Below are 23,591 nucleotides of genomic sequence, written 5' to 3' on the forward strand. Positions count from 1 at the left end.
CCCCTATACTTTTTCTTTTTTGTTTTTACCGAATAAGCCTTGTGGCATGAAAATCAAGATAAGAATCAGTACGACGAAGGCTACAGCATCACGCCATAATGAGTAACCGGCGGCACTGACCAAAGCTTCGATGACACCTAGCAATAGGCCACCGACCATAGCGCCCGGTATAATCCCGATTCCTCCAAGTACGGCGGCAACGAATGCCTTCAATCCCGGAAGCACACCCATGAGCGGCTCGATCTTAATATAGTAAATACCGAAAATGACGCCCGCTGCCCCAGCCAATGCGGAACCAATTGCAAAGGTGGCAGAAATCGTGTTATCGACATTTATTCCCATCAGCTTAGCTGCATCCGCGTCGAAGGAAACGGCACGCATCGCTTTTCCTATTTTTGATTTATGAACGATGATTTGAAGGATGATCATTAGAACTACGGCCACTCCAAAAATCAAAACCGATTGACTATTGATGGAAACTCCAAAAATATCGAACTTTTCTGTCGGCAATACATCATTCGGATAAGCTTCCGGCTGTGCACCGCGGACGTAGATGAATCCGTATTCGATCAAAAGGGAAACACCGATGGCAGTGATAAGTGCAGCAATACGTGTTGCGTTACGCAATGGCTTGTACGCGATACGCTCGATCAAAACCCCAAACAGCGCACAGATCGTCATCGAGATTAATAGGGCGGGAATGAATGACAGATCCAGAACCGTTATCGAGTAAAACCCAACGAATGAGCCGACCATGAATACATCGCCATGTGCGAAGTTTATCAATTTAACAATCCCGTAAACCATCGTATATCCGAGAGCGATAAGGGCATAAATACTTCCTAGTGAAATCCCGTTTATTAACTGTTGTATCAATTCCATGTTCGACTCTCCTTGAAAATCTAATTTTATGAGTGATTAGTCCAGACTCTTTTCATTCCGCAATGGGGAAGTTCAGCGACCTGGTTTGCTTTGAAAATGAGAATTCGCCAGCACCTTCATATTGACGAAGGGCCGGCGAAAGGGTTGGAGTTTTTCTCCGAAATTAAGGATTGATTTTTGTGTTGAACACTTGTTTTCCCTCTTTAAATTCAAGGATGGTAGCAGATTTGATTGGATTATGTTTTTCATCCAATGTGAATGTACCTGTTACAAGCTCAAGGTCCTTCGTTTTTTCCAGCGCTTCTTTGATTTTTTCTGAATCCGCTGAACCAGCACGTTTAATCGCGTCTGCAAGGAAGTATCCTGTGTCATATCCTAGAGCATTAAATGCATCCGGGGATTTATCTTTGTACTTCGCTTTAAATGCTGACACAAAATTCTGAATTTTCTTATCAGGGTCACCTGAAGAATAATGGTTCGTGATGAACGTGTTATTTAGAGCTTTTGCACCGGCAATTTCAACTAGCTTAGGAGAATCCCAGCCGTCGCCGCCCATGAATGGTACGTCAAGTCCAGTTTCGCGTGCCTGCTTCACGATCAGACCAGCTTCCTCATAGTAACCAGGAAGGAAAATGAAATCAGGTTTTGCCGATTTCAAACGAGTCAATGTGGAACGGAAATCAGTATCCTTCGCAATGTAAGCTTCCTCAGCCACGATCTTTCCGCCATTTTTTTCGAATTGTTCTTTAAAGGCTGCGGCTAATCCTTTTGAATAATCACTTGCGCTGTCAATATAGATGGCTGCACTTTTCGCTTTGATTTCTTTAGTGGCGAAATTCGCAGCAACCGTCCCTTGGAACGGATCGATGAAGCTTGTCCGGAAGATGTAATCGTTCAATTTATCCTTGCTGAAAGTGATTTCAGGGCTTGTACCAGATGGTGAGATGACCGGCACTTTATTATCTTGGGCAATCTGCACTTGTGCAATCGAGTTCGTGCTTGTCGCTGCACCGACGATCGCTGCAACCTGATCTTGTGATGTCAGCTTGATCGCTCCGCTTGTCGCTTCAGATGCTTCAGATTTATTATCGACTTTTATAAGTTTGATTTTTTTACCGTCAATGCCTTCTTTATTGATTTCTGCAGTCGCAAGCTCAAGGCCTTCTGCAATTGATTGTCCATATGAGGCTACACCGCCAGATAATTCAAGGTTGACACCGATCTTGATCGTATCTCCATCCCCGCTTGATTTTTCTGATGAACCAGAGCCGGAACAACCTGCCAGCACTCCTGCAGCAAGTGTTAGAGAAAGGAATGCACCTGCTAACTTTTTCTTTTTCATAAATAATCCCCCCATTTTGTAATCAAGCTCTGATGCATGAATATTTATTCAAGATGCCTCAGAAAAAATTGATTAGATGAAATATTTAAAATTAAATTAATATTTCGAAAAATAGTTTACCGCATAATTTTGATTCCGTCTATACAATAATTGCGAGTAGATTTCGCCAAATAGGATATTTTTCACAGGGAGTACTATATCATTTTTATCTTTATATATTTTTAATATTGCGAAAATTGGCGGTATAATAAGAAAAAACTGATAATTTAATTATATTGATATTGTAAACTCTTTAATTATTGCACCAAAAATTTTATTCATTTTCTTATTATTTTAATCCTATTACTTACATTTTTTCCAAAATACAAGTATATTGATAGGGAATTAAACCCAGTTTTTTCGTTGTTTTTTAGTCTTAATTCCTATATCAAAATTGAATAATACTATACTGGATGTATAAAATCATGCATGAAGGTCCTCTGCTTTTATCTTCCTGTATATTATGCATATCTCGATCATCAATCAAAAAAACCGCCAAACGGCGGTTCTTGACTGTAGACAAACTAGATAATAATTTGATTGGAACGTAAGGCACTCGCTTTTCCCGCAGGAGTCTCGCACACCCGTCCCAATCAACTTTTACTTTGAAGTTTAGTTACAACTCCTTTTGTCTTCAAACTCAAACTGCCGAACGGCGGTTCAATGGCCTCCTAAATAGGCCATTTTTATTTCTTCACTTGAAGTGAGTTCATCGGCATTGCCCGAGAGGACAATTCGGCCCGTTTCAACGACATAAGCCCGATCTGCAATGGATAGAGCAAGGTTGGCGTTTTGCTCGACCAAAAGGATCGTTGTGCCGGACTCACTGATTTCCTGGATGATGTTGAATATTTGCTTCACCAGAAGCGGTGCAAGGCCCATCGAAGGTTCATCGAGCAATAATAAACGTGGTTTCGCCATCAAAGCCCGGCCCATTGCAAGCATCTGCTGTTCTCCGCCTGAAAGCGTGCCAGCCTGCTGTTTGATTCTCTCAAGCAGTCTCGGAAATAACTCATAGACCTTTTTCATGTCTTTATTAATGTTCTCTTTGTCTTTCCGCAAATAGGCCCCAAGCTCCAGGTTTTCGGCAACCGTCATGTTAGCAAAGACACGGCGGCCTTCAGGTACATGGGATATGCCCATTTTCACGATGGACTGGGCAGCTTTTCCCCCTATCGAATTGCCTTCGAACAGAACTTTTCCTTGCTTTGGTTTTAACAGACCGGAAATCGTTTTGAGCAACGTGCTTTTTCCCGCTCCGTTCGCCCCGATCAAAGTCACGATCTCCCCCTCATTTATCTCCATGGATACCCCTTTTAACGCTTGGATATTGCCATAATAAACATTGATGTCCTCTATTTTCAGCATCAGGAAACCTCCTCCCCTAAATATGCCTCGATAACCTTAGGATCGTTGCGGATTTCTTCCGGCTTACCGTGAGCGATAAGCTGTCCATGATCAAGGACATAAATCCGTTCGCATACCCCCATGACCAATGACATATCATGTTCGATGAGCAAAACGGTAAGATTGAATTCCTTCCGGATAAAAGCAATGAGGTTCATCAATTCTTTCGTTTCATGCGGGTTCATCCCGGCTGCGGGTTCATCCAGTAAAAGAAGTTTCGGATTGGCGGCAAGAGCACGGGCAATTTCCAGCCGCCTTTGCTGTCCGTATGGAAGATTCTTCGCTTTTTCATCCTTAAAATGATCAAGGTTGAAAATCCTCAAGAATTCCAGCGCCTTTTCATCCATTTCCTTTTCCCCGGAAAAATGTCCCGGCACCCGGAATATGGAGCTTGCCATTCCATGCTTGGCAAGCGAGTGGTAAGCAACCTTCACGTTATCGATCACGGATAACTCACTGAAGAGGCGAATATTTTGAAAGGTCCTCGAAATCCCTTTTCGGGTAATTTTATATGGCGGCTGCTTATTTAGATTTTCCCCGTTCAAGGCAATCGTTCCTTCTGTAGGGACATACACACCCGTCAATAAATTGAAGAAAGTCGTTTTCCCAGCTCCATTCGGACCGATCAAGCCCACTAGTTCCCCTGGAAATAATTCGACATTCACATCGGACACCGCTTTCAATCCGCCAAAACGGATACCCACCGAATCTACTTTAAGCAACGGTATTGTGGCTTCCATCCTTTGGGCCCCCTTTCGTTTTATTATGTTTGAACAATGATGTGATTTCTCTTGTTCCCATTAAACCCTGCGGGCGGAAAATCATCATCAGGATCAGGACAAGACTGTAGATGATCATCCTCGTTTCCGGATAATCCTGAAGGAATGTCGTCACGATCGTAAGTAGAATGGCGGCCAAAACCGAACCTGAAAGACTTCCAAGACCGCCAAGTACGACGAAAATCAGTATATCGAAGGATTTCAGGAAACCGAAATTCGATGGTTGGATAATATAAAAATTATGGGCATAAAGCGATCCGGCAATTCCGGCAAAAAAAGCTCCGATGACGAAAGCCGCCACTTTATAATAGGTCGTATTGATTCCCATCGCATCAGCCGCCGTTTCATCTTCCCTTACGGATATGCATGCACGCCCGTGAGTCGAATTGGTGAAATTCCTGATGACTAAGACGGTGATCATGACACAGGCAAAAACCCATGGCCAAGTGGTCAGGTGGGATACCTGCATCCCGCTTGCCCCGCCTACATAGTCAATATTCAAAAGGACGATCCGGACAATTTCCCCAAACCCAAGCGTAGCTATCGCCAAGTAATCCCCCTTCAGACGCAAGCTGGGTATCCCGATCACCATACCCGCAACAGCGGCGATGACGCCCCCAGCCAATACAGCTATGATGAAAGGAAGTTCCAGCTTCATTGTCATGACGGCGGAAGCATAGGCCCCCACCGCTAAAAAACCTGCATGTCCGATCGAGAACTGCCCGGTTATTCCAATGATTAAATGAAGGCTCGTCGCCAGCATGATATTGATGCCGATGAACATGAGCGTGTTGATATAAAATGGATTAAGGATACCGTTTGAAATGGTGTACTGCATGATTCCGAAAAAAATAAGTGCGAGCACGATCGAGAGCCAAAAACCCTTTGAATTCTTTAAAGTAGTCATCGCCATGTCTCCCCTATACTTTTTCTCTTTTATTTTTACCGAACAGTCCCTGCGGCAAGAAAATCAAAATCAAGATAAGTACGACGAAAGCCACACCATCGCGCCATAATGAGTAACCGGCTGCACTGACCAAAGCTTCGATCACTCCAAGCAGCAGACCGCCGACCATCGCTCCCGGAATGATGCCGATGCCGCCCAAGACGGCTGCAACAAATGCTTTAAGGCCAGGAAGGACACCCATCAACGGTTCGATTTTAATATAGTAGATTCCAAAAATGACACCAGCCGCCCCTGCCAGGGCCGAACCTATGGCGAACGTAGCTGAAATCGTATTATTCACATTGATTCCCATCAGCTTTGCCGCTTCGGAATCGAATGAAACGGCACGCATCGCTTTGCCGATTTTGGTTTTATGGACAACGAATTGCAGGATGATCATTAATATGATGGAAACAGATAAGATCAATATCGATTGACTGCTGATGGAAACTCCCAATATATCGAGTTTATCCATCGGAAGGACATTATTTGGATAGGCTTCCGGCTGGGCGCCCCGGATGTAAATCAGCCCATTTTCGATCAGAAGGGAAACACCGATGGCCGTTATCAAGGCCGCAATCCGTGTTGCATTACGAAGGGGTTTATAAGCAATCCGTTCAATTAAAACGCCAAAGATGGCACATGTGACCATCGAAATCAATAAAGCTGGGATGAAGGATAAGTCCATTACGGTAATGGCGTAAAAACCTACAAATGAACCGACCATGAATACGTCGCCATGGGCGAAGTTTATGAGCTTGACGATTCCATATACCATCGTATAACCAAGCGCGATCAAAGCATAAATGCTTCCGAGTGAAATGCCATTTACCAATTGCTGAATCAGTTCCATATTGCACTCTCCCCGTTAAGGTGTTTTTTAAGTGAATATAGAATAGGGGGGACTTGCCCCCTATCCACGTAAGGTATTATGGATTGATTTTTGTTTTGAATTTTTGTTTGCCATCCACATATTCCAAGATGGTCGCCGATTTGATCGGATCATGATTTTCATCAAGGTTCAGTGTTCCGGAAACTAATTGAAGATCTTTGACATCTTCCAACGCTTGTCTGATTTTTTCGGGAGAAGCATCTCCAGATCTCTTGATGGCATCTGCCAGGTAATACCCAGTGTCATAGCCAAGTGCTGCAAAGGCATCCGGTGTTTTATCGTATTCCTTTTCGAAGGCTGCAACGAAATCCTGGATTTTGGCATCTTCATCTTCCGGGGAATAGTGATTCGTGATATAAGTATTTTTCAAAGCATCCGCTCCGGCAATTTCAACGACCTTCGGGGAATCCCAGCCGTCCCCACCCATGAATGGAAGGTCTATGCCGTCTTCACGTGCCTGTTTTAAGATCAATCCGACTTCTTCATAATAACCAGGAAGGAAAACGAACTCTGGTTTTGCGGATTTGATACGTGTCAATGTAGAGCGGAAATCAGTATCTTTCGTTACATATGCTTCTTCCGCCACGATTTTACCGCCCTTGGCAGTGAACGCTTCTTTAAAAGCTGCGGCCAATCCTTTAGAATAATCACTTGCGCTATCCACATAGATCGCAGCCGTCTTTGCCCCTATTTCGTCAGATGCGAAATTGGCTGCCACCGTACCTTGGAATGGATCGATAAAGCAAGTTCTGAACACATAATCATTTAATTTTCCAGCTTTGTTGGTAATGTCGGGATTTGTTGCAGTTGGTGTGAGTAGAGGAACTTTATTATCCTGTGCGACTTGAACCTGTGCTAATGTATTCGTGCTTGTCGCAGATCCGACTACAGCCACAACCTTGTCCTGGCTGACTAACTTGATCGAACCGCTTGTAGCTTCTGCTGCATCTGATTTATTATCAACCTTCACGATTTCCAGTTTTTTACCGTCAATGCCCTCTTTATTAATCTCATCGATGGCCAGTTTCAATCCGTCTGCAGCCGATTGGCCGAATGATGCCGTACCTCCAGACAATTCAAGGTTGGCCCCAATTTTAATTGTGTCACCCGATTTTGATGACCCCCCGCTTGAACTGCTAGTTTTCGAGTCGCCGCTACAACCTGCCAGCGCCCCTGCAACCAATGAAAGTGATAGAAACACTCCTGCTAGCTTTTTCTTCTTCATTTGAAACCCCCTTGTTTTGTGTGTTCCTTTAAACAAATAGAATATCTGAATAAAAATAATATTCTGAAAATATAGTGTATCTCATTCTTTCGACCCCGTCTATATGATATGGATAAAAAAGTTATTTAAAGGAATATCTACTATTCGACAAAAAAAAACTGACCCTTTATAGAGTCAGTTGAATTTTATCAATCGTTTACACGGCGAACTTCAATGTCTTTCAATATATCATTGATCACCCAGCTTGCCGCAATTAAGCCCGCAACGGATGGAACGAAAGCATTCGAAGACGGAGGCATTTGGGCTTTACGGATTTTTGCCTCATCATTGCCGACTTCTTTTCGGACATCCTCACGAATGACAATAGGGCTCTCGTCGGAGAAAACAACGGGAATTCCCTTTGTTATGCCCTCTTTACGCAATCTAGTACGAATGACCTTGGCAAGCGGGTCGGTATGCGTTTTGGAGATATCGGCAATTTGAAAACGCGTCGGGTCCATCTTATTGGCGGCGCCCATGCTTGAAATCACCTTGATATTCCGTTTCAGGCATTCCTTCATCACATGCATCTTATAAATGACCGTATCCGATGCATCAATGACATAGTCCAGGCCATAACTGAAGAATTCTTCAAACGTCTCTTCTGTATAGAACATTTTAAGAGAGATCACTTCGCAGTCAGGATTGATGTCTTGAATGCGATTTTTCATCAATTCCGCTTTCGGTTGACCGACTGTTGATAATAGAGCATGGATCTGCCTGTTTACATTTGTGATGTCGACATCGTCTTTATCCACAAGAATAATACGGCCTACCCCGGAACGTGCCAATGCTTCGGCTGAAAATGAACCAACGCCACCTACACCCAGGACAGCAACGGTCGTGTTTTTCAGAATATCGATTCCTTCCTTGCCAATTGCCAATTCATTTCGTGAAAACTGATGCAGCATATATATTCAACTCCAATAAATTCTGTTCTTATTTAGCTTCCCAATAAACAATATATCATAAACATCATTAATGACAAGCGAAATATGAGCAGTCTAATCGGAATTGGTGCACTAGGTCATTTTTGATAATTTTTGAATGACGGTTGCCAATAGAAGGGTCCTTTCCGTCAGGCTTGGAATTTCCATATACTCCTCTTCACTATGTGCATTGCCCCCAATTGGCCCGAGTCCATCCACTGTCGCGATTCCCAAATCAGAAGTGATGGAAGCATCCGAACCTCCACCCGTGGCCGTATCCGTGATTTCGATGCCGATTTCCTTCCCAGCCTGACGGATCGTCTCTAAAAGCAAGTTCGTTTTCTCATTCTTTTCCATGGGAGACCGGTCCATTTTTCCGCTTAATGTCGTTTTCGTTCCTGTAATATAGGTTTCAGCACAGATTTTTTTCAGTTGCTTGAGGATGATGCCTTCCTGCCTTTTTTCCGAAATCCGCACATCCACAAAAGCAGCAGCATGGGAAGCGATCGTATTGACAGCGGAACCTCCTTCAATCATGCCGACATTGACGCTGATTCCTTTCTGTTGATCATTCAATCGGTGTAAGGCGATGATCTTATGGGCCAATTCTTCTATCGCACTTCGTCCCTTTTCCGGTTCGATTCCTGAATGGGCGGCCACCCCGACGATATCCACTTTAAACTGACCGCAGCCCCTTCTTGCCGTGACAAGCGAACCGTCCGTCCTAGCCGGTTCAAGAATTAACGCGAACTTCTTATTGGCCGCTTTTTCCGATATGAGTGAAGCGGACGAAGGAGAACCGATCTCCTCATCACTATTAAGAATGATTTGGATATGCTTATAGCCTGTCTGCCCCGTCTGTTTCAAGCAAAGGGTCGCATAAAAAAGCTCAACCAAACTGGACTTCATATCCGCTACACCAGGACCGTATGCCCGACTTCCTTTCACTTTAAAAGGACGTTTTTGCACTGTGCCTTCCGGAAAGACCGTATCCATATGGGCGACGACCAGAATATGCGGTTGATGCGCCTCACGATGCTGGATGACCAGCTGATTGCCATAATTCTGTTGCTCAACGGTATTCACAATAAAATCCAGACTTTCAAATTTCGTTTTTAAAATCGAACCAATTTCATCAATACCCTTTTTCGTAAGAGAACCACTATCTATATTCACTAGCCGCTCCAATAATTGAAGCATTTCCATCCTCTTTGCATACAATAAATCTTTCAAAGCCCTCACTACTTTCTATCCTTGGCTGACTATTGCTCAACCTTATTATAATTTACGAATCTATATTGCGGAATGTTACTTAAATAGGAATATTTGAAGTTTATTCGATGGTTTTTGGGGCTTTTTCATTAATTTGGGGTACTTACTCGTGAGTTTGGATTGTTTACTCGTGAGTTTTGGGACTTTACTCGTGAATTTGACTTGTTTACTCGTGAGTTCACACGATTTACTCGTGAATTAATCCATCAAGTTTATAAGCTCTATTTTTAAATTGCCCCGAATAAGGCAATTCCAGTGCAGATAGCATCCGTTGCATGATATCAATTGAATCGATTTGTAAAAAGTGCCGTGCTTGTTTATTTGTTATATTGGGTTTTATGAGGAGAGCAAAATCACGAAGAGTTTGAATGTGGGCATCTTTGGAAGTGTAAGCACATGGACTGCATGACCATTTGCCCCAATGATATTGCATATGGGGAGCAGAGCATTCAGGACATTGAACGCTTTTGAGCAGATCTTGCTCATCGATTTGATACAATTCGAGTATATCAGGATTATGCGGAGTGTTTTTTTGCAGAATCGTGTTCAAAAGTCTATTGCTCTGCCTTTGGGTTAATTGCTCAGAAGGATACTTTTCTTCAAGGCTGTGAATTTTGGTTATCAGGGTTTCTTTTCCCGTGATTTTTTTGAAAATGGGCGTAAAACCTGGAGTAGTCCTGATGATGGTATTAGAGTTTGCATTGGCAATGAGCGTTTCAATCGGCAGCGAGGGGAATTTGTTAAAAGTAAGCCAATCATTTAATTGGGATTTTTGCACGTCAACCTGGATAAGGGGATCCAGATATGCCTGTTCCTGTCCATCTTTTGTCCGAATCAATTGGGGATAAGTGCGGTCAAAATAGAGCGTTCCCGCAAAATTTTTCACTTCAATGATGATACAGTAATTCCGGGTGAATATTAGGAAATCCATTTGAAAATAACGGTTCCCATCGTAGCTTAACCTCAAATCATGAAATACACGATATTCTTTCGGAAGATTCTTCAACTCTTTTCCGATACTCCGCTCCCCGTTATATCCTGTACGGATTTTCCGGAAATCGTTCCTGATTCTTTCCTGTTTTGGATGATTTGCTGATAGCCTCCTGCTTAATGCCTCCAGTTTGAGCATTTTCATAGGCATTTCACACGTTTTTAGCATCCATACACCAACTCCTTCTCCTTTAGCTTCTTTGTAAATGCCCTTTTTCCTGCTAGGATCTGAAATCAGACGTTTTACCGTGAGTTTGCTCTGTTTAATTCATGAGATTTGTAGCTTACTCGTGTGTTTGCGCCATTTACTCGTGAATTTGCGCCATTTACTCGTGAATTTGCGTTTTACTCGTAGATTCGGGCCATTTACTCGTGAATTTACGTCATTTACTCGTGAATTTGCGTCATTTACTCGTGAATTTGCGTCATTTACTCGTGAATTTGCGCAGTTTACTCGTGAATTCACGTCATTTACTCGTGAATTCGCGCCATTTACTCGTAAATTTACGTTTTACTCGTAGATTCGGGCTATTTACTCGTGAGTTTACACCATTTACTCGTGAGTTTGCACCATTTACTCGTGAATTTGCGCTATTTACTCGTGAATTCGCGCCATTTACTCGTGAGTTTGCGTTTTACTCGTAGATTCGGGCCATTTACTCGTGAATTCGCGCCATTTACTCGTGAATTTGCGCAGTTTACTCGTGAATTCACGTCATTTACTCGTGAATTTGCGTTTTACTCGTGAGTTTGCGCCATTTACTCGTGAGTTCGCCTCATTTACTCGTGAATTCGCGTCATTTACTCGTGAGTTTACATTTTACTCGTGAGTTCGCCTCATTTACTCGTGAGTTTACACCATTTACTCGTGAATTTACGTTATACTCGTGAGTTTGCACCATTTACTCGTGAATTCGCGCCATTTACTCGTGAATTTACACCATTTACTCGTCAATTCGTGTCATTTACTCGTGAATTTGCGCCATTTACTCGTGAGTTAACTATTTTGACGCACAAAAAAACCCATGTTGTTTAACATGAGTTGCTTTGTTAGGTGTAAGAGTCCCAATTGTGCCGTTTACGCCTTTGTTTTGAACCCGCTCTCCGCAGGTGGGTGCTCGGTTCCTTGCGTTTGTAAGTCCTCTTCGAGGGAGGCTTTTACGCGGCCAGGAAACTAGTGCTCCCGGTAACTATAAGTGTTCGGTCAAAACTTATAGGTTAAAGAACGAACACATCAGGACTCTTACTTATTGAAGACATCATATCATAAAGCTTAACTCTGTTTCAAGAAAAAACACCTAGGTATTTTTTCATATTTTTGCCAAATGAATTATTTTTTAAGTGCAGCAAGTCTTAGGTTAAGTTCGGCCAATTGCTTGTCACTTACAGTACTCGGTGCGTCAACGAGCAGGTCGCTTGCGCTTGCTGTTTTCGGGAACGCGATGGTGTCGCGAAGGTTCGTGCGGCCTGCGAGCAGCATGACCATGCGGTCCAGTCCAAGGGCGATCCCGCCGTGTGGCGGCGTTCCGTATTCGAATGCGTCCATCAGGAAGCCGAATTGTGCGTTTGCTTCTTCTTCGGAGAATCCAAGTACTTTGAACATTTTTTCCTGAACGTCGCGTTCGAATATCCGCAGTGATCCACCGCCAAGTTCGTAGCCGTTCAAGACAAGGTCATATGCTTGTGCACGGACGCTTGATGGGTCTGATTCCAGTTTGTCCATGTCTTCACGGAATGGCATTGTGAATGGGTGGTGTGCTGCATAGTAGCGTCCTTCTTCTTCGTCATATTCAAATAATGGCCAGTCCGTCACCCATAGGAAGTTGAATTTGCTTTGATCGATCAAGCCTCTTTCTTTACCAAGCTTGTTGCGAAGTGCTCCAAGTGCATCAGCGACTATGCCTTTCTTATCCGCGACGAATAAGATTAAATCGCCCACTTCAGCTTCCAATGCAGATACTAATTGCTCTTGATCTTCTGCGAAGAATTTGGCGATTGGCCCTTTTACGCCGTCTTCTTCAACTTTCAGCCATGCAAGGCCTTTTGCACCGTAAATCGCTGCAAATTCAGCCAATCCATCAATATCTTTACGGGAATAATCCGCATTTCCGTCCTTAACGACGATTGCCTTAACTTGTCCGCCGTTTGCAACAGCGCCGGTGAACACTTTGAAATCACTGTCTTTGACGATTTCGGAAACATCTTTAAGTTCCATTCCGAAACGAGTATCCGGTTTGTCGGAACCGTAACGGCTCATCGCTTCATTATATGTCATTCTAGGGAATGGCAGTGTTACGTCCAATCCTTTTACGTCTTTCATCACTTTAGCCATCATGTTTTCAGCGGTGTTAATGATATCTTCTTGGCTCATGAAGCTTGTTTCAATATCGATTTGCGTGAATTCAGGCTGTCTGTCAGCACGTAAGTCTTCATCACGGAAACAGCGGGCAATTTGATAATAACGTTCGAAACCGGATACCATCAATAGCTGCTTGAAGATTTGCGGTGACTGCGGAAGTGCATAGAACTCACCTTCGTGTACACGGCTAGGCACTAAATAATCACGTGCCCCTTCAGGTGTGCTTTTCGTTAAGATAGGTGTTTCGATATCAAGGAAGCCTTCACCGTCCAAGTAATCACGGATCGCTTTTGTTGTTTGGTTACGCATTTTCAACGTTTCGAACATCGCTGGACGACGCAGGTCCAAATAACGATATTTCAAGCGGATGTCTTCTGATACATCCGTTCTTTCATCAATGACGAATGGAGGGGTCTTTGCTTCGTTTAAAATTGTAACGTTTTCAGCTTGAACTTCGACGGTCCCTGTTGTTACGTTCGGATTGAAGTTGGCTTCATCACGTTTGATGACCGTTCCTTGGATATCAAGGACGTATTCATTACGAATTTTTTCGGCTGTGGCCAGCGCGTCTGCCGAGATGTCCGGATTGAAAACGACTTGGACGACCCCGCTTCTGTCACGTAGGTCGATAAAGATGACCCCGCCCAAATCGCGGCGTTTTTGTACCCATCCTTTTAATGTAACTTTTTCACCAATAGCTGCTTCTGTCACTTCACCATTGAAGTATGTTCTGCCAAACATGGTATTTCCCCCTTAAGCCTGTAGCTTTTTGAATTGTTCAACGAATGTAGCAAGATCCATTTGGACTTGTTCACCGGTTTCCATGAACTTCACATTGATTTTATTATTTGCCAATTCATCCTCCCCGAGTGTCGCCACATATCTCGCTTCAAGGCGGTCGGCTGATTTGAATTGTGCTTTCACTTTACGGTCTTGATAATCTTTTTCGACGGTAAAACCGGCATTCCGCAATTGATGGGCAAGTTTGACGGTGTAATCCTTGGCTGTTTCACCTAATGAGACAAGATAGCAGTCAATTCCCTTTTTAATCGGAAGCTCGATGTTCTCTGCTTGGAGGGCAGCAATCAGGCGTTCAATGCTAAGTGCAAAGCCGATTCCAGGTGTTTCCGGTCCGCCAAGTTCTTCAGAAAGCCCGTTATAACGGCCGCCTCCGCAAAGGGTGGTGATGGCGCCAAAGCCTTCTGCATCACTCATGATTTCAAATGCGGTATGATTATAGTAATCCAAGCCCCGCACTAGGGTCGGATCTTCTACGAAATCGATTTCCAAATCGGTTAAGTGCTGTTTCACCTTTTTGAAATAAATACGGGATTCATCATTTAAATATTCAATGATGGAAGGTGCCGTGTTCATCAATTCGTGATCGTGATCCTTTTTGCAATCCAGGATACGCAAAGGATTTTTTTCGAGACGGTTTTGACAATCGCCGCAAAACTCGCCGATGCGGGGTTCGAAATGTTTGATTAACGCATTGCGATGCGCTGTCCGGCTTTCCTTATCTCCAAGGCTGTTGATCACAAGTTTCAGCTTTTTCAAACCAAGTTCCTTGTAAAGGTTCATCGCAAGTGACAGAACCTCTGCATCAATTCCGGGATCCTTACTTCCTAAAGCTTCGATGCCGAATTGAACGAACTGGCGGAACCGACCTGCTTGCGGGCGTTCGTAACGGAACATCGGCCCGATATAATAAAGCTTGACCGGTTGATTGGCCCACCCGAACATTTTGTTCTCGATATATGAGCGTACAACCGATGCTGTGCCTTCCGGACGAAGGGTTAAGTTCCTTTCACCGCGATCTTGAAATGAATACATTTCTTTTTGGACGATATCGGTTGTATCCCCTACACCACGTAAAAATAATTCCGTATGCTCAAAAATCGGTGTGCGGATTTCTTTATATTGGTAACGGTGACAAATCTCACGCGCTGTGTTCTCGATATACTGCCAAATCTCCGTTTGGCCAGGCAATAAATCCTGGGTACCTCTAGGAATCTGAATAGACATGTGTGTTTCCTCCTTTAAAGCAAGACGCCCTTTCTGATACGGCGCTATACTGATTTTTTCCAAACAAAAAACTCCCGCCCCTTGTAACTTATCCGTTACAAGGGACGAGAGTTTGGATATCCCGTGGTGCCACCCTAGTTGAAGCACAAAAAAAGTGCCTCCGCTCAAAAACAGTTAACGCCTGTTTTACGTCCATCTCCTATTAAGTAAATCCGTTCGGAGTGAAGCCTACGGAGGGTTCTTTCATTAAGTCATCATGTGGAATGCTTTCAGCCTCGGCATTTCCTCTCTTTTCATGTGTTTCTTAATTACTCTTCTCCATCATTGGTTATTGCAGTAATAAGTCTGATATTTTATAATCATACGGACGTTAACATCAAATGTCAAGGCAGACTGAGGATTTTGTCGCATTTTATTGGTTCAAACGTTTTTTCAAATTTTTGATCGTCCGGACATTGACCCCGAATTCGGATGCCAATTCAACAAGGTTTGCGCTTTGTTCCTTTTGAATGAAATCGTGAAAATCGACACCCAGTACTTGATTGCCCCCGCTTAAGCTCGTTTGATCTTTTTCGCTGAATTTCATGTGGTTTCCCTCCTAGAGTTATATAAGCTTTATTCTTTCCTAAAAAAAATGTTTTTTGCACAGGGAAAGAGGGAAATTTTTATTGAACGAGAATACATACATATAGACATTTAAAGGGAGAGACAACTTATGAAGAAGAAATCGGGTTTATTCGGACTGACACTGATGCTGATATTCTCAGCGATTTTCCCCGTCAATCATGCTTTTGGAAAAGATGAAGGGGAAAATATCGTGACGACCCAAGTGGTCAATGTCCGTGAAGGTGCAGGTCTCAGTTTCCCTATCGTAAAAAAACTGGAAAAAGGGGAATCGTATCCCATTCTGAATGAAGATGGCGACTGGATCGAAATCCGGATCGGAGCCGGCAAAACGGGATGGGTTGCCAATTGGTTAGTGGAGAAACAAACGGGGTCTGAAACCAATCAGGTCAAAAAAGAATCCGGACAAGGCATGATAACAGGCAGCTCCGTCCGCGTCCGTACAGGTCCCGGCACTACATTTCAAACGGTTGGGTCCTTGAGTAAAGGAACGGCAGTTGACATCATTGAAAAGAATGAAAATTGGATAAAGGTCAAAACGGCTGATATCGAAGGCTGGGTCTCATCTGACTACTTGAAGCTTCCCGCCGCATCAGGAAATGCAGCGAAGAAAGATTCAACTAAGGAAAAAGGAACGAATCAATCCGTAAAAACCGGTGTAACTTTGGTGGACCGGCTCAATGTCCGTTCGGAACCAACGACAAGCAGTGCCTCGCTCGGAAAGCTGAATAAAAATACGTCAGTGACCGTTTACAGGGTTGAAAATGAATGGGCTGAAATTGATTTCCAAGGAGTCCGCGGTTGGGTAGCTGAACCCTACATACAAGTAAGCGAAGATAAAGATGATATGAAAAGTGATACGGCAGGCGCCACTGCAAGAGTGACCGCTGCGGGTTTAAATGTCAGGAAAGAAGCCTCTCTCTCAAGCAAGGTCATCGGTTCGGTGAACAAGGATGAGACTTACGCCGTGCTGCAAACAAAGGGAAATATGACACAGATAAAGCTCTCCGGTTCAAAAAAGGGCTGGGTCGTGAGTTGGTACCTGGAAAAAGAGAATGTTGAACAAACTGCGAAGGAAAAAAAGGTTGATGTAACAGGAAACAAGATTACCATCATTCATGATGGTACGATCCTTAGAAGTGAGCCTGATGGCAACTCAGAGATTGTAGAGCAGGCCAATGCAGGTGAAACGTTCTCCGCATCAGGTATGGAAGGCGACTGGTATTCCATTAAACTTAAGGGCGGAAAAACAGCTTATGTGGCCGGATGGATCGTGACGATCGAAGGGAATCCCGAGCAGATCCAACGGCCTGGCGTTGAGAAATACTTAAAGGATAAAACCATTGTGATCGATCCCGGCCATGGCGGCAGGGATAGCGGTACAATCGGCGTCGGTGGAACACTTGAGAAAAACCTGACGACTCGAACGGCAGAATTGCTGCGGGACAAACTTCAGGCGGCAGGAGCTAAAGTGATCCTGACCAGAAGCGGAAATACCTATGTTCCACTCCCTTCCCGGGTCAGCACTTCACATATACATAACGCGGATGCTTTCATCAGCCTCCATTATGATAGCACCAAGGACCAGATCACCAGCGGGGTAACAACATACTACTATCATGACTATCAGCGTGCATTGGCGGCTACACTGGCCAATTCACTCGGTTCTACCATGCAGGTGCCCAATCGTGGATCACGTTACGGGAATTTTCATGTTATCCGTGAAAATAAACGGGTAGCTACACTCATTGAACTTGGTTATTTAAGTAATCCAGTGGAAGAATTGACGTTAACATCAAATGAGTATCAAGAAAAAATCACATCGGCCATCTATAATGGATTGGCGCGGTATTTTAAATAAAGAGCAGAAAAGCCAGCTTCGCATCGAAGCTGGCTTTTCTGCTCTTACCCAAACAAAAAAACCTGCCGCAGCAGGTTATTTTTTGCTTTCAAGTATTAATGTAACGGGACCGTCATTAGTAAGCTGAACATCCATCATGGCACCAAATTGACCTGTTTCCGTATGGACGCCTTTTTTGCGGAGTTCCTCGTTAAATGCTTCATATAATTCATTCGCCTCTTCAGGACGGGCGGCGTCCATGAAGTTGGGTCGACGGCCTTTACGGCAATCGCCGTATAAGGTGAATTGTGAAACGGATAAAATCGAACCCCCCACATCCAATAGTGAATGGTTCATCTTTTCATTTTCATCTTCAAATATTCTTAGATTGACAATCTTATCGGCCAAATAGGCGGCGTCATCGATGGTATCCCCATGGGTGATGCCAACCAACAGGACGAGCCCGCTGTCGATTTGCCCGATTATTTGGTCTGCGACAACGACTTTTGCCGCTTTGGAACGTTGTAAAACAACACGCATGGCAATAAAAACTCCTTAGTTCATGATCCTTCTGACGGAATAAACATCTGAAATTTGTTTGATGCGGTCGACGACTTTTTGTAAATGGGCAATGTTATGAATATAAATCGACATGTGAATGGTCGCCACCTTATTCCTGTCGGATTTACCCGAGACCGCTGAAATGTTGGTCTTGGTTTCATTGACGGCTTGCAGCACTTCGTTTAATAAGCCGCGACGATCATAGCCGCTGATTTCAATTTCAACGATGTATTCCTTGCGTTCGTTAATCGTACTTTCCCATTCAACAGGTACGAGGCGATGATCGGCATCCCCGCTATCCAGGTTCGGGCAATCTTGTCTATGAACCGAAACTCCACGGCCTTTGGTTATATAACCAACGATTTCGTCCCCTGGAACTGGGTTGCAACAGCGTGATAAACGTATAAGCAGGTTATCAATCCCCGGTACCTGTACACCTGAGTCCCGTTTTTTAGATGTATTGGAGAAGGTTTTCAGATCGGCTACCGCTTCAGAAATATCTGCTTCTTGCTCGACCATTTTCTGCTTACGCCATTTTTCGGTAAGGCGGTTAGCTACCTGAAGGGCTGTTATTCCGTTATATCCGACTGCTGCATACATATCCTCTTCATTCAGGAAGTTGAATTTATCCGCAACACGCCTGATATTCTCGGCAGTCAGGATTTCCTTCAGGTCGAACTCCATATCCTTGATTTCCTTTTCAACAAGCTCTTTGCCTTTTTCAATATTTTCTTCCCGGCGCTGCTTCTTGAAAAATTGGCGGATCTTATTTTTCGCTTGAGATGTTTGCGTTAGCTTAAGCCAATCCTGACTTGGACCATATGAATGCTTCGATGTTAAGATTTCAATGATGTCGCCAGTTTTCAGTTTATAATCCAGCGGTACCATTTTCCCGTTCACTTTGGCACCAATCGTTTTATTTCCGATTTCCGAGTGAATCCGGTAAGCGAAATCAATCGGGTTGGATCCTGATGGCAGTTCGATGACATCGCCTTTTGGAGTGAAAATGAATACCATATCAGAAAAAAGATCTATTTTAAGGGATTCCATGAATTCCTCGGCATTAGTCGCATCATCCTGGAATTCAAGAATTTCCCGGAACCATGTCAATTTTTCTTCCAGTGAAGGCTGTTCACCGACATCTTTTCCCTCTTTATAAGCCCAGTGCGCGGCAACCCCGAACTCGGCAATGCGATGCATATCGGAAGTACGGATCTGCACTTCCAGCGGATCGCCTTTCGGTCCGATCACCGTCGTATGAAGTGATTGATACATATTCGGCTTCGGCATCGCGATATAGTCTTTGAATCGGCCAGGCATCGGCTTCCAGCATGTATGGATGATCCCTAAAACGGCATAGCAATCTTTTATGCTATTGACGACGATCCGAACTGCAAGCAAATCATAAATTTCGGTGAACTGCTTATTCTGCAAAGCCATTTTGCGATAAATGCTGTATATATGTTTCGGCCTGCCAGATAGGTCAGCCTTAATGTTGACTTCCTCAACGTCTTTACGCACTTCATCAATGACTTCTTCCAGATACTTTTCACGTTCTGCACGCTTTTTCTTCATCAGGTTGACGATTCGGTAATACTGCTGAGGATTCAAATACCTTAGTGCAGTATCCTCCAATTCCCATTTAATCGTGCTGATACCAAGACGATGGGCAAGCGGTGCGAAGATTTCCAACGTCTCGTTCGATATCCTTCTCTGCTTTTCCTGCGGCAGATGCTTCAATGTCCGCATATTATGCAGTCTGTCCGCAAGCTTGATCAAGATGACCCGTATATCCTGGGCCATCGCCACGAACATTTTTCGATGGTTTTCCGCCTGTTGCTCCTGCTGTGATTTGTATTTGATTTTCCCTAACTTGGTCACGCCATCCACAAGCATGGCGACTTCAGGACTGAAATTTTCTTCAATATCCTTCAAAGTGATCTCCGTGTCTTCAACAACATCATGTAAAAAACCTGCCGCAATGGTTGCAGGGTCCATTTCAAGATCAGCCAGAATGCCCGCCACTTGAATCGGATGAATAATATACGGCTCTCCCGATTTACGGAATTGTTCTCGGTGAGCATACTCTGCATACTTATACGCTCTATGGATAAATTCAGCTTCTTCCGGCTGAAGATATAAGCTGGCCCGTTCCACAACCTGCTCGGCAGTCAATATTTGATCATTAGCCATTTAATCACCTTAACCCCACTTTAACTGCCACCGGATTTGATCCGGATTGAGTATGATTGGTAGCACTTTCCTCTATTCTGCAAAACGTGACAATTTTTGCGAAAAAAAATAAATCCGCTTAAACGGATAAAAGTGCAAATAAACTTATTAGCAGAAAAACTCTTTATTATTACTATTATCGAAAAAAAAGGCAAGGATGTAAAGAGTTAAACGTGTATTTTATTAAGAATAGTGCATTTTTTCACTGGAAATTCGACAAAATCCAGCTAAAATGAGTAAAAACAGAAAAAGAGCACCCTGGTCAGAGTGCTCTCGTTTATTAAAAGCTCATTAATGTCAAGACATCATAGCCGTCTAATTTATCTTTACCATCCAAGTCGGTCAATTCAATAAGGAATGCAATTCCGGCTACAATTCCGCCAAGCTGTTCAACCAATTTGATCGTCGCTTCGATTGTTCCCCCGGTAGCAAGCAAATCATCCGTAATCAGGATACGCTGTCCCGGTTTAATGGCATCTTTATGGATTGTCAATACATCCTTGCCATATTCTAATCCATATTCGACTTTTATCGTTTCACGTGGAAGTTTTCCTTCTTTTCTCACTGGCGCAAAGCCCACTTCCAATGAGTATGCGACTGGACATCCGATAATGAATCCGCGTGCTTCCGGCCCGACCACCAAGTCGATATTTTTATCGCGAGCGTACTCGACGATTTGGTCTGTAGCATATTTATAAGCTGCGCCGTTATCCATTAATGTTGTAATATCTTTGAAGACAATACCCGGTTTTGGCCAGTCTTGCACAATTGTTACATATTGCTTTAAATCCATTGCTTTGTTTCCTCCTCAAGGTCTGTTGCCTCATGAACTAAATAATGATTGAACCAATCGAATAATTGCTGATAGGAAGAATAAACAAGCTCTTGTTCAAGCTCAAATTGCTCTTTCTTTCTTGTATACGATTCAGATTCACTAAGATCGCGTTTTTTCGCATTGGTTGTGAGCATAATTAACCCATTCTCTATTGTAACAAAATCAAGCTCAAAAAACACCTTAGAAATGAAATCCACGGTATCCCTTGACCAGCCGCGATATTTGGCCAGGTCATCACCGTATCTTTTCACGTCGAGCGGACCCTTTTTGGCAAGGAAGGCATAAAACCATTTAAAATGATCCCTTGTTGGCATCGTACTTAAGAAATGATCCTGTTCATGGGAAAAGTGAGCGTAGATACGCGAAGGGTTCTTATTGGCAATCACCCGCTTCAAATATTCCCTGGACGGCGGCATGTCCATAAATACTAAATGACCTTCGAAGCAGTCGAGCTGCTCTGCATCCAGTTCATTCTTGATATGAACAAGATCTGGATGGTTTTGTAAAAACGGATATCTGGTAAAGACATCTTCCGAGAAAATGACGATCTTCCGGTTTTGTACAGGAATGTCGGCAAGCCACTTCTCTGCCTGTCCCTTGCCCCGATAATCGAATAACTGCCAGTGGTTTACCGAGATATCCTGGACAAAGATCTGAGGCTTTTTCATATTATTCCACTCATTGATGGAAAGCTCTCCAATAACCGAGACTTCAGCGTGCGGAGCTATTTCATCGACAAAATGACCGAGACCGAAGCCCACTCCGTCAAGCTTATGGTTTTCACCATCTTCAAGCGAGACCTTCAAGTGATTTTGGTTGGCACCAATTTTGCGGACACTTGAAAGCTGTACGGAATCTATCAATATCTTCGGCTTCGGATTCGTAACCCCAAATGGCGCCAGCAAGCTCATTTCCTGAATCGTTTGAATGGAAACTTCAGCTAAAGTCGTTGCTCCGTCCAAGTTTGTAATGGGTCTGAAGTCCTCTTCGTTCAGTTGTTCCTTCGCAATCAAGTTCATGCGGTCCCTGAGCTCCTGAACATCTTCAATTTTCAAGGTCATTCCAGCAGCCATCGGATGTCCACCGAAATGAGGTAGCATTTCACGGCAGGCGGAAAGACTTTGAAAAAGATCGAAACCGGCGATGCTCCGGGCAGATCCTTTAGCTAATCCCTTTTCCCGGTCATAGCTCAATACAATCGTGGGCCGGTAAAAGCGTTCTACAAGTTTAGAGGCCACAATCCCCACAACTCCGGCGTTCCAGCCTTCCCTGCCGATGATGAGCACGCCATTGGACTCCGGCGGGAAGTTTTCCTCGACTTCAGCAATCGCTTCTTCCGCCATCGCTGCAACCATTTCCTGTCGCTCTTTATTGATATCATTGATTTCATTGGCAAGCTCCGTCGCTTCTTCCAGACTTTGTGACATCAATAAATCGACAGCGGGATCGGCATCTCCAAGGCGCCCGACAGCATTGATCCGCGGTGCCATCGCAAAGCCGATCGATTCTTCATTCAATGCTTCCTGCTGAACATTCGCCACTTTCATTAAGGCGACAAGGCCCGGGCGGCGCGTCAAACGTAACTGCTCGATGCCTTTCGCAGCAATGACGCGGTTTTCCCCTTGTAAAGGCACTAAATCCGCTATCGTGCCGATTGCCGCTATCTCTAGCAAATCCTCAGGCAATTCCCCAAGCAAGGCGTGTGCCAGCTTAAAAGCGACCCCTACTCCGGCAAGGTCTTTAAATGGATAGGAACTGTCCTCAAGTTTAGGATGGATGATCGCCAATGCCTCAGGCAGTTCCGGTCCCGGTTCATGGTGGTCGGTCAAAATATAATCCATGCCAAGCTCGCCGGCAAGTTTCGCTTCATCGACTGCAGAAATTCCGGTATCGACGGTTATTAATACCTTCACCCCTTGCTCGGCTGCAAGGCGGAACGCCATCGGATTCGGACCATATCCTTCTGTAAACCGATTGGGGATATAAAAGTCAACATCGGCCCCCAATCTCGTCAGCGCCGTCATCATCACTGTGGTCGATGTCACGCCATCCGCATCATAATCACCGAATATACGTATTTTTTCTCCATTTTGAATCGCTTCTCTTATTCTATATACTGCTTTATCCATATCCTTCAATAAAAATGGATCATGAAAAGTTTGATTTTTTACAAATAAAAATGATCGGGCACTTTCAATCGTATCCAGGCCTCGATTCACAAGCAGGGCTGCAACCAAAGGTGTGATATGAAGCTCTTCAGCTAGTACAGCAACATTGTTTTCATCGGCAGTTCGTAAGTTCCACCGGGTTTTTGGCTTTAACATTTATTCACCCCTCAACTTACTCATTATACAAAACGAATATACCAGTTTC

Annotated in this window: 22 protein-coding genes, 1 other RNA gene and 1 other annotated feature; of the genes, 4 read left to right on the forward strand and 19 right to left on the reverse strand. The window is 43.9% G+C overall.

From position 1 onward, the window contains the following. Nucleotides 1–3 precede the first annotated feature (3 nt). The 11 genes from ACFX4I_RS13050 to ACFX4I_RS13100 form a co-directional block, all read right to left on the reverse strand. A complete protein-coding gene (locus tag ACFX4I_RS13050) occupies nt 4–882 on the reverse strand; it encodes a branched-chain amino acid ABC transporter permease (RefSeq protein WP_230301209.1) in 879 nt (292 codons plus the stop codon). A 163-nt stretch (nt 883–1,045) separates the two neighbouring features. Continuing rightward, the gene (locus tag ACFX4I_RS13055) at nt 1,046–2,224 is read right to left on the reverse strand and encodes an ABC transporter substrate-binding protein (RefSeq protein ID WP_377421105.1); all 1,179 of its coding nucleotides are present in this window, start codon (nt 2,222–2,224) and stop codon (nt 1,046–1,048) included. Between the two features lie 699 nt (nt 2,225–2,923). Further along, nucleotides 2,924–3,631 carry an ABC transporter ATP-binding protein gene (locus ACFX4I_RS13060; protein ID WP_283931990.1) on the reverse strand — a complete coding sequence of 236 codons (708 nt, stop codon included), beginning with the start codon at nt 3,629–3,631 and terminating at the stop codon, nt 2,924–2,926. Further along, a complete protein-coding gene (locus ACFX4I_RS13065; protein ID WP_309518667.1) occupies nt 3,631–4,410 on the reverse strand; it encodes an ABC transporter ATP-binding protein in 780 nt (259 codons plus the stop codon). The genes ACFX4I_RS13060 and ACFX4I_RS13065 overlap by 1 nt, the downstream gene beginning before the upstream one ends. Next, nucleotides 4,385–5,356, reverse strand: coding sequence for a branched-chain amino acid ABC transporter permease (locus ACFX4I_RS13070; RefSeq protein WP_283931992.1), 972 nt, complete (start codon nt 5,354–5,356; stop codon nt 4,385–4,387). The genes ACFX4I_RS13065 and ACFX4I_RS13070 overlap by 26 nt, the downstream gene beginning before the upstream one ends. A 13-nt stretch (nt 5,357–5,369) precedes the next feature. Next, nucleotides 5,370–6,248: a branched-chain amino acid ABC transporter permease gene (locus ACFX4I_RS13075; protein ID WP_098369668.1), complete on the reverse strand. Its 879-nt coding sequence runs from the start codon at nt 6,246–6,248 to the stop codon at nt 5,370–5,372. 76 nt (nt 6,249–6,324) lie between these two features. Then, nucleotides 6,325–7,512, reverse strand: coding sequence for an ABC transporter substrate-binding protein (locus ACFX4I_RS13080; protein ID WP_377421108.1), 1,188 nt, complete (start codon nt 7,510–7,512; stop codon nt 6,325–6,327). 188 nt (nt 7,513–7,700) lie between these two features. Continuing rightward, a complete protein-coding gene (locus ACFX4I_RS13085) occupies nt 7,701–8,462 on the reverse strand; it encodes a tRNA threonylcarbamoyladenosine dehydratase (protein ID WP_230303663.1) in 762 nt (253 codons plus the stop codon). A 111-nt stretch (nt 8,463–8,573) separates the two neighbouring features. Next, nucleotides 8,574–9,680 (reverse strand): M20 family metallopeptidase, encoded by a 1,107-nt coding sequence (locus ACFX4I_RS13090; RefSeq protein WP_377421110.1) that lies wholly within the window; start codon nt 9,678–9,680, stop codon nt 8,574–8,576. Nucleotides 9,681–9,939: 259 nt separating this feature from the next. Beyond that, the gene (locus ACFX4I_RS13095) at nt 9,940–10,911 is read right to left on the reverse strand and encodes an NERD domain-containing protein (RefSeq protein WP_377421112.1); all 972 of its coding nucleotides are present in this window, start codon (nt 10,909–10,911) and stop codon (nt 9,940–9,942) included. A gap of 99 nt (nt 10,912–11,010) precedes the next feature. Further along, a complete protein-coding gene (locus ACFX4I_RS13100; RefSeq protein WP_377421114.1) occupies nt 11,011–11,208 on the reverse strand; it encodes a hypothetical protein in 198 nt (65 codons plus the stop codon). Here ACFX4I_RS13100 and ACFX4I_RS13105 point away from each other — a divergent pair. From ACFX4I_RS13105 to ACFX4I_RS13115, 3 genes are read left to right on the forward strand one after another with little or no spacing between them, the layout of a single operon-like run. Continuing rightward, the gene (locus ACFX4I_RS13105; RefSeq protein WP_377421132.1) at nt 11,115–11,387 is read left to right on the forward strand and encodes a hypothetical protein; all 273 of its coding nucleotides are present in this window, start codon (nt 11,115–11,117) and stop codon (nt 11,385–11,387) included. The genes ACFX4I_RS13100 and ACFX4I_RS13105 overlap by 94 nt on opposite strands. A 17-nt stretch (nt 11,388–11,404) precedes the next feature. Continuing rightward, nucleotides 11,405–11,572, forward strand: coding sequence for a hypothetical protein (locus ACFX4I_RS13110; protein ID WP_377421116.1), 168 nt, complete (start codon nt 11,405–11,407; stop codon nt 11,570–11,572). Further along, nucleotides 11,569–11,778 carry a hypothetical protein gene (locus tag ACFX4I_RS13115; RefSeq protein ID WP_377421118.1) on the forward strand — a complete coding sequence of 70 codons (210 nt, stop codon included), beginning with the start codon at nt 11,569–11,571 and terminating at the stop codon, nt 11,776–11,778. Before ACFX4I_RS13110 ends, ACFX4I_RS13115 begins: the two co-directional genes overlap by 4 nt. Nucleotides 11,779–11,800: 22 nt before the next feature. Here the strand turns inward: ACFX4I_RS13115 and ssrS are convergent. From ssrS to ACFX4I_RS13135, 4 genes are all read right to left on the reverse strand, one after another. Further along, nucleotides 11,801–11,986, reverse strand: a non-coding RNA gene (gene ssrS, locus ACFX4I_RS13120) — 6S RNA. Between the two features lie 86 nt (nt 11,987–12,072). Beyond that, nucleotides 12,073–13,842, reverse strand: coding sequence for an aspartate--tRNA ligase (aspS, locus tag ACFX4I_RS13125; protein WP_230303667.1), 1,770 nt, complete (start codon nt 13,840–13,842; stop codon nt 12,073–12,075). A 12-nt stretch (nt 13,843–13,854) separates the two neighbouring features. Beyond that, nucleotides 13,855–15,126 carry a histidine--tRNA ligase gene (hisS, locus tag ACFX4I_RS13130; RefSeq protein WP_377421120.1) on the reverse strand — a complete coding sequence of 424 codons (1,272 nt, stop codon included), beginning with the start codon at nt 15,124–15,126 and terminating at the stop codon, nt 13,855–13,857. Between the two features lie 97 nt (nt 15,127–15,223). Then, nucleotides 15,224–15,460 (reverse strand) — a binding site (T-box leader). Between the two features lie 78 nt (nt 15,461–15,538). Continuing rightward, nucleotides 15,539–15,712: a hypothetical protein gene (locus ACFX4I_RS13135; RefSeq protein ID WP_034308777.1), complete on the reverse strand. Its 174-nt coding sequence runs from the start codon at nt 15,710–15,712 to the stop codon at nt 15,539–15,541. A 129-nt stretch (nt 15,713–15,841) separates the two neighbouring features. Between ACFX4I_RS13135 and ACFX4I_RS13140 the strand changes: the two genes are divergently transcribed. Continuing rightward, nucleotides 15,842–17,611 (forward strand): N-acetylmuramoyl-L-alanine amidase family protein, encoded by a 1,770-nt coding sequence (locus ACFX4I_RS13140; protein ID WP_230303668.1) that lies wholly within the window; start codon nt 15,842–15,844, stop codon nt 17,609–17,611. Nucleotides 17,612–17,686: 75 nt separating this feature from the next. On the opposite strand, the gene dtd is transcribed toward ACFX4I_RS13140, so the two are convergent. The 4 genes from dtd to recJ all read right to left on the reverse strand — a co-directional run bounded on the left by dtd (nt 17,687) and on the right by recJ (nt 23,542). Beyond that, on the reverse strand, nt 17,687–18,130 hold the full coding sequence (dtd, locus tag ACFX4I_RS13145; protein ID WP_098369662.1) for a D-aminoacyl-tRNA deacylase: 444 nt from the start codon (nt 18,128–18,130) through the stop codon (nt 17,687–17,689). A 15-nt stretch (nt 18,131–18,145) separates the two neighbouring features. Continuing rightward, on the reverse strand, nt 18,146–20,344 hold the full coding sequence (locus tag ACFX4I_RS13150; protein WP_230303669.1) for a RelA/SpoT family protein: 2,199 nt from the start codon (nt 20,342–20,344) through the stop codon (nt 18,146–18,148). A 319-nt stretch (nt 20,345–20,663) separates the two neighbouring features. Further along, entirely contained in the window at nt 20,664–21,176 is a 513-nt protein-coding gene (locus ACFX4I_RS13155) for an adenine phosphoribosyltransferase (RefSeq protein WP_061464220.1), read from the reverse strand. Then, nucleotides 21,167–23,542 carry a single-stranded-DNA-specific exonuclease RecJ gene (recJ, locus tag ACFX4I_RS13160; protein ID WP_377421122.1) on the reverse strand — a complete coding sequence of 792 codons (2,376 nt, stop codon included), beginning with the start codon at nt 23,540–23,542 and terminating at the stop codon, nt 21,167–21,169. Before recJ ends, ACFX4I_RS13155 begins: the two co-directional genes overlap by 10 nt. Nucleotides 23,543–23,591: the final 49 nt, after the last annotated feature.

Origin of the sequence: Peribacillus sp. YIM B13472 (assembly GCF_042788005.1) — a bacterium.
In the GTDB taxonomy this organism is placed as follows: Bacteria; Bacillota; Bacilli; order Bacillales; family DSM-1321; genus Peribacillus; species Peribacillus simplex_E.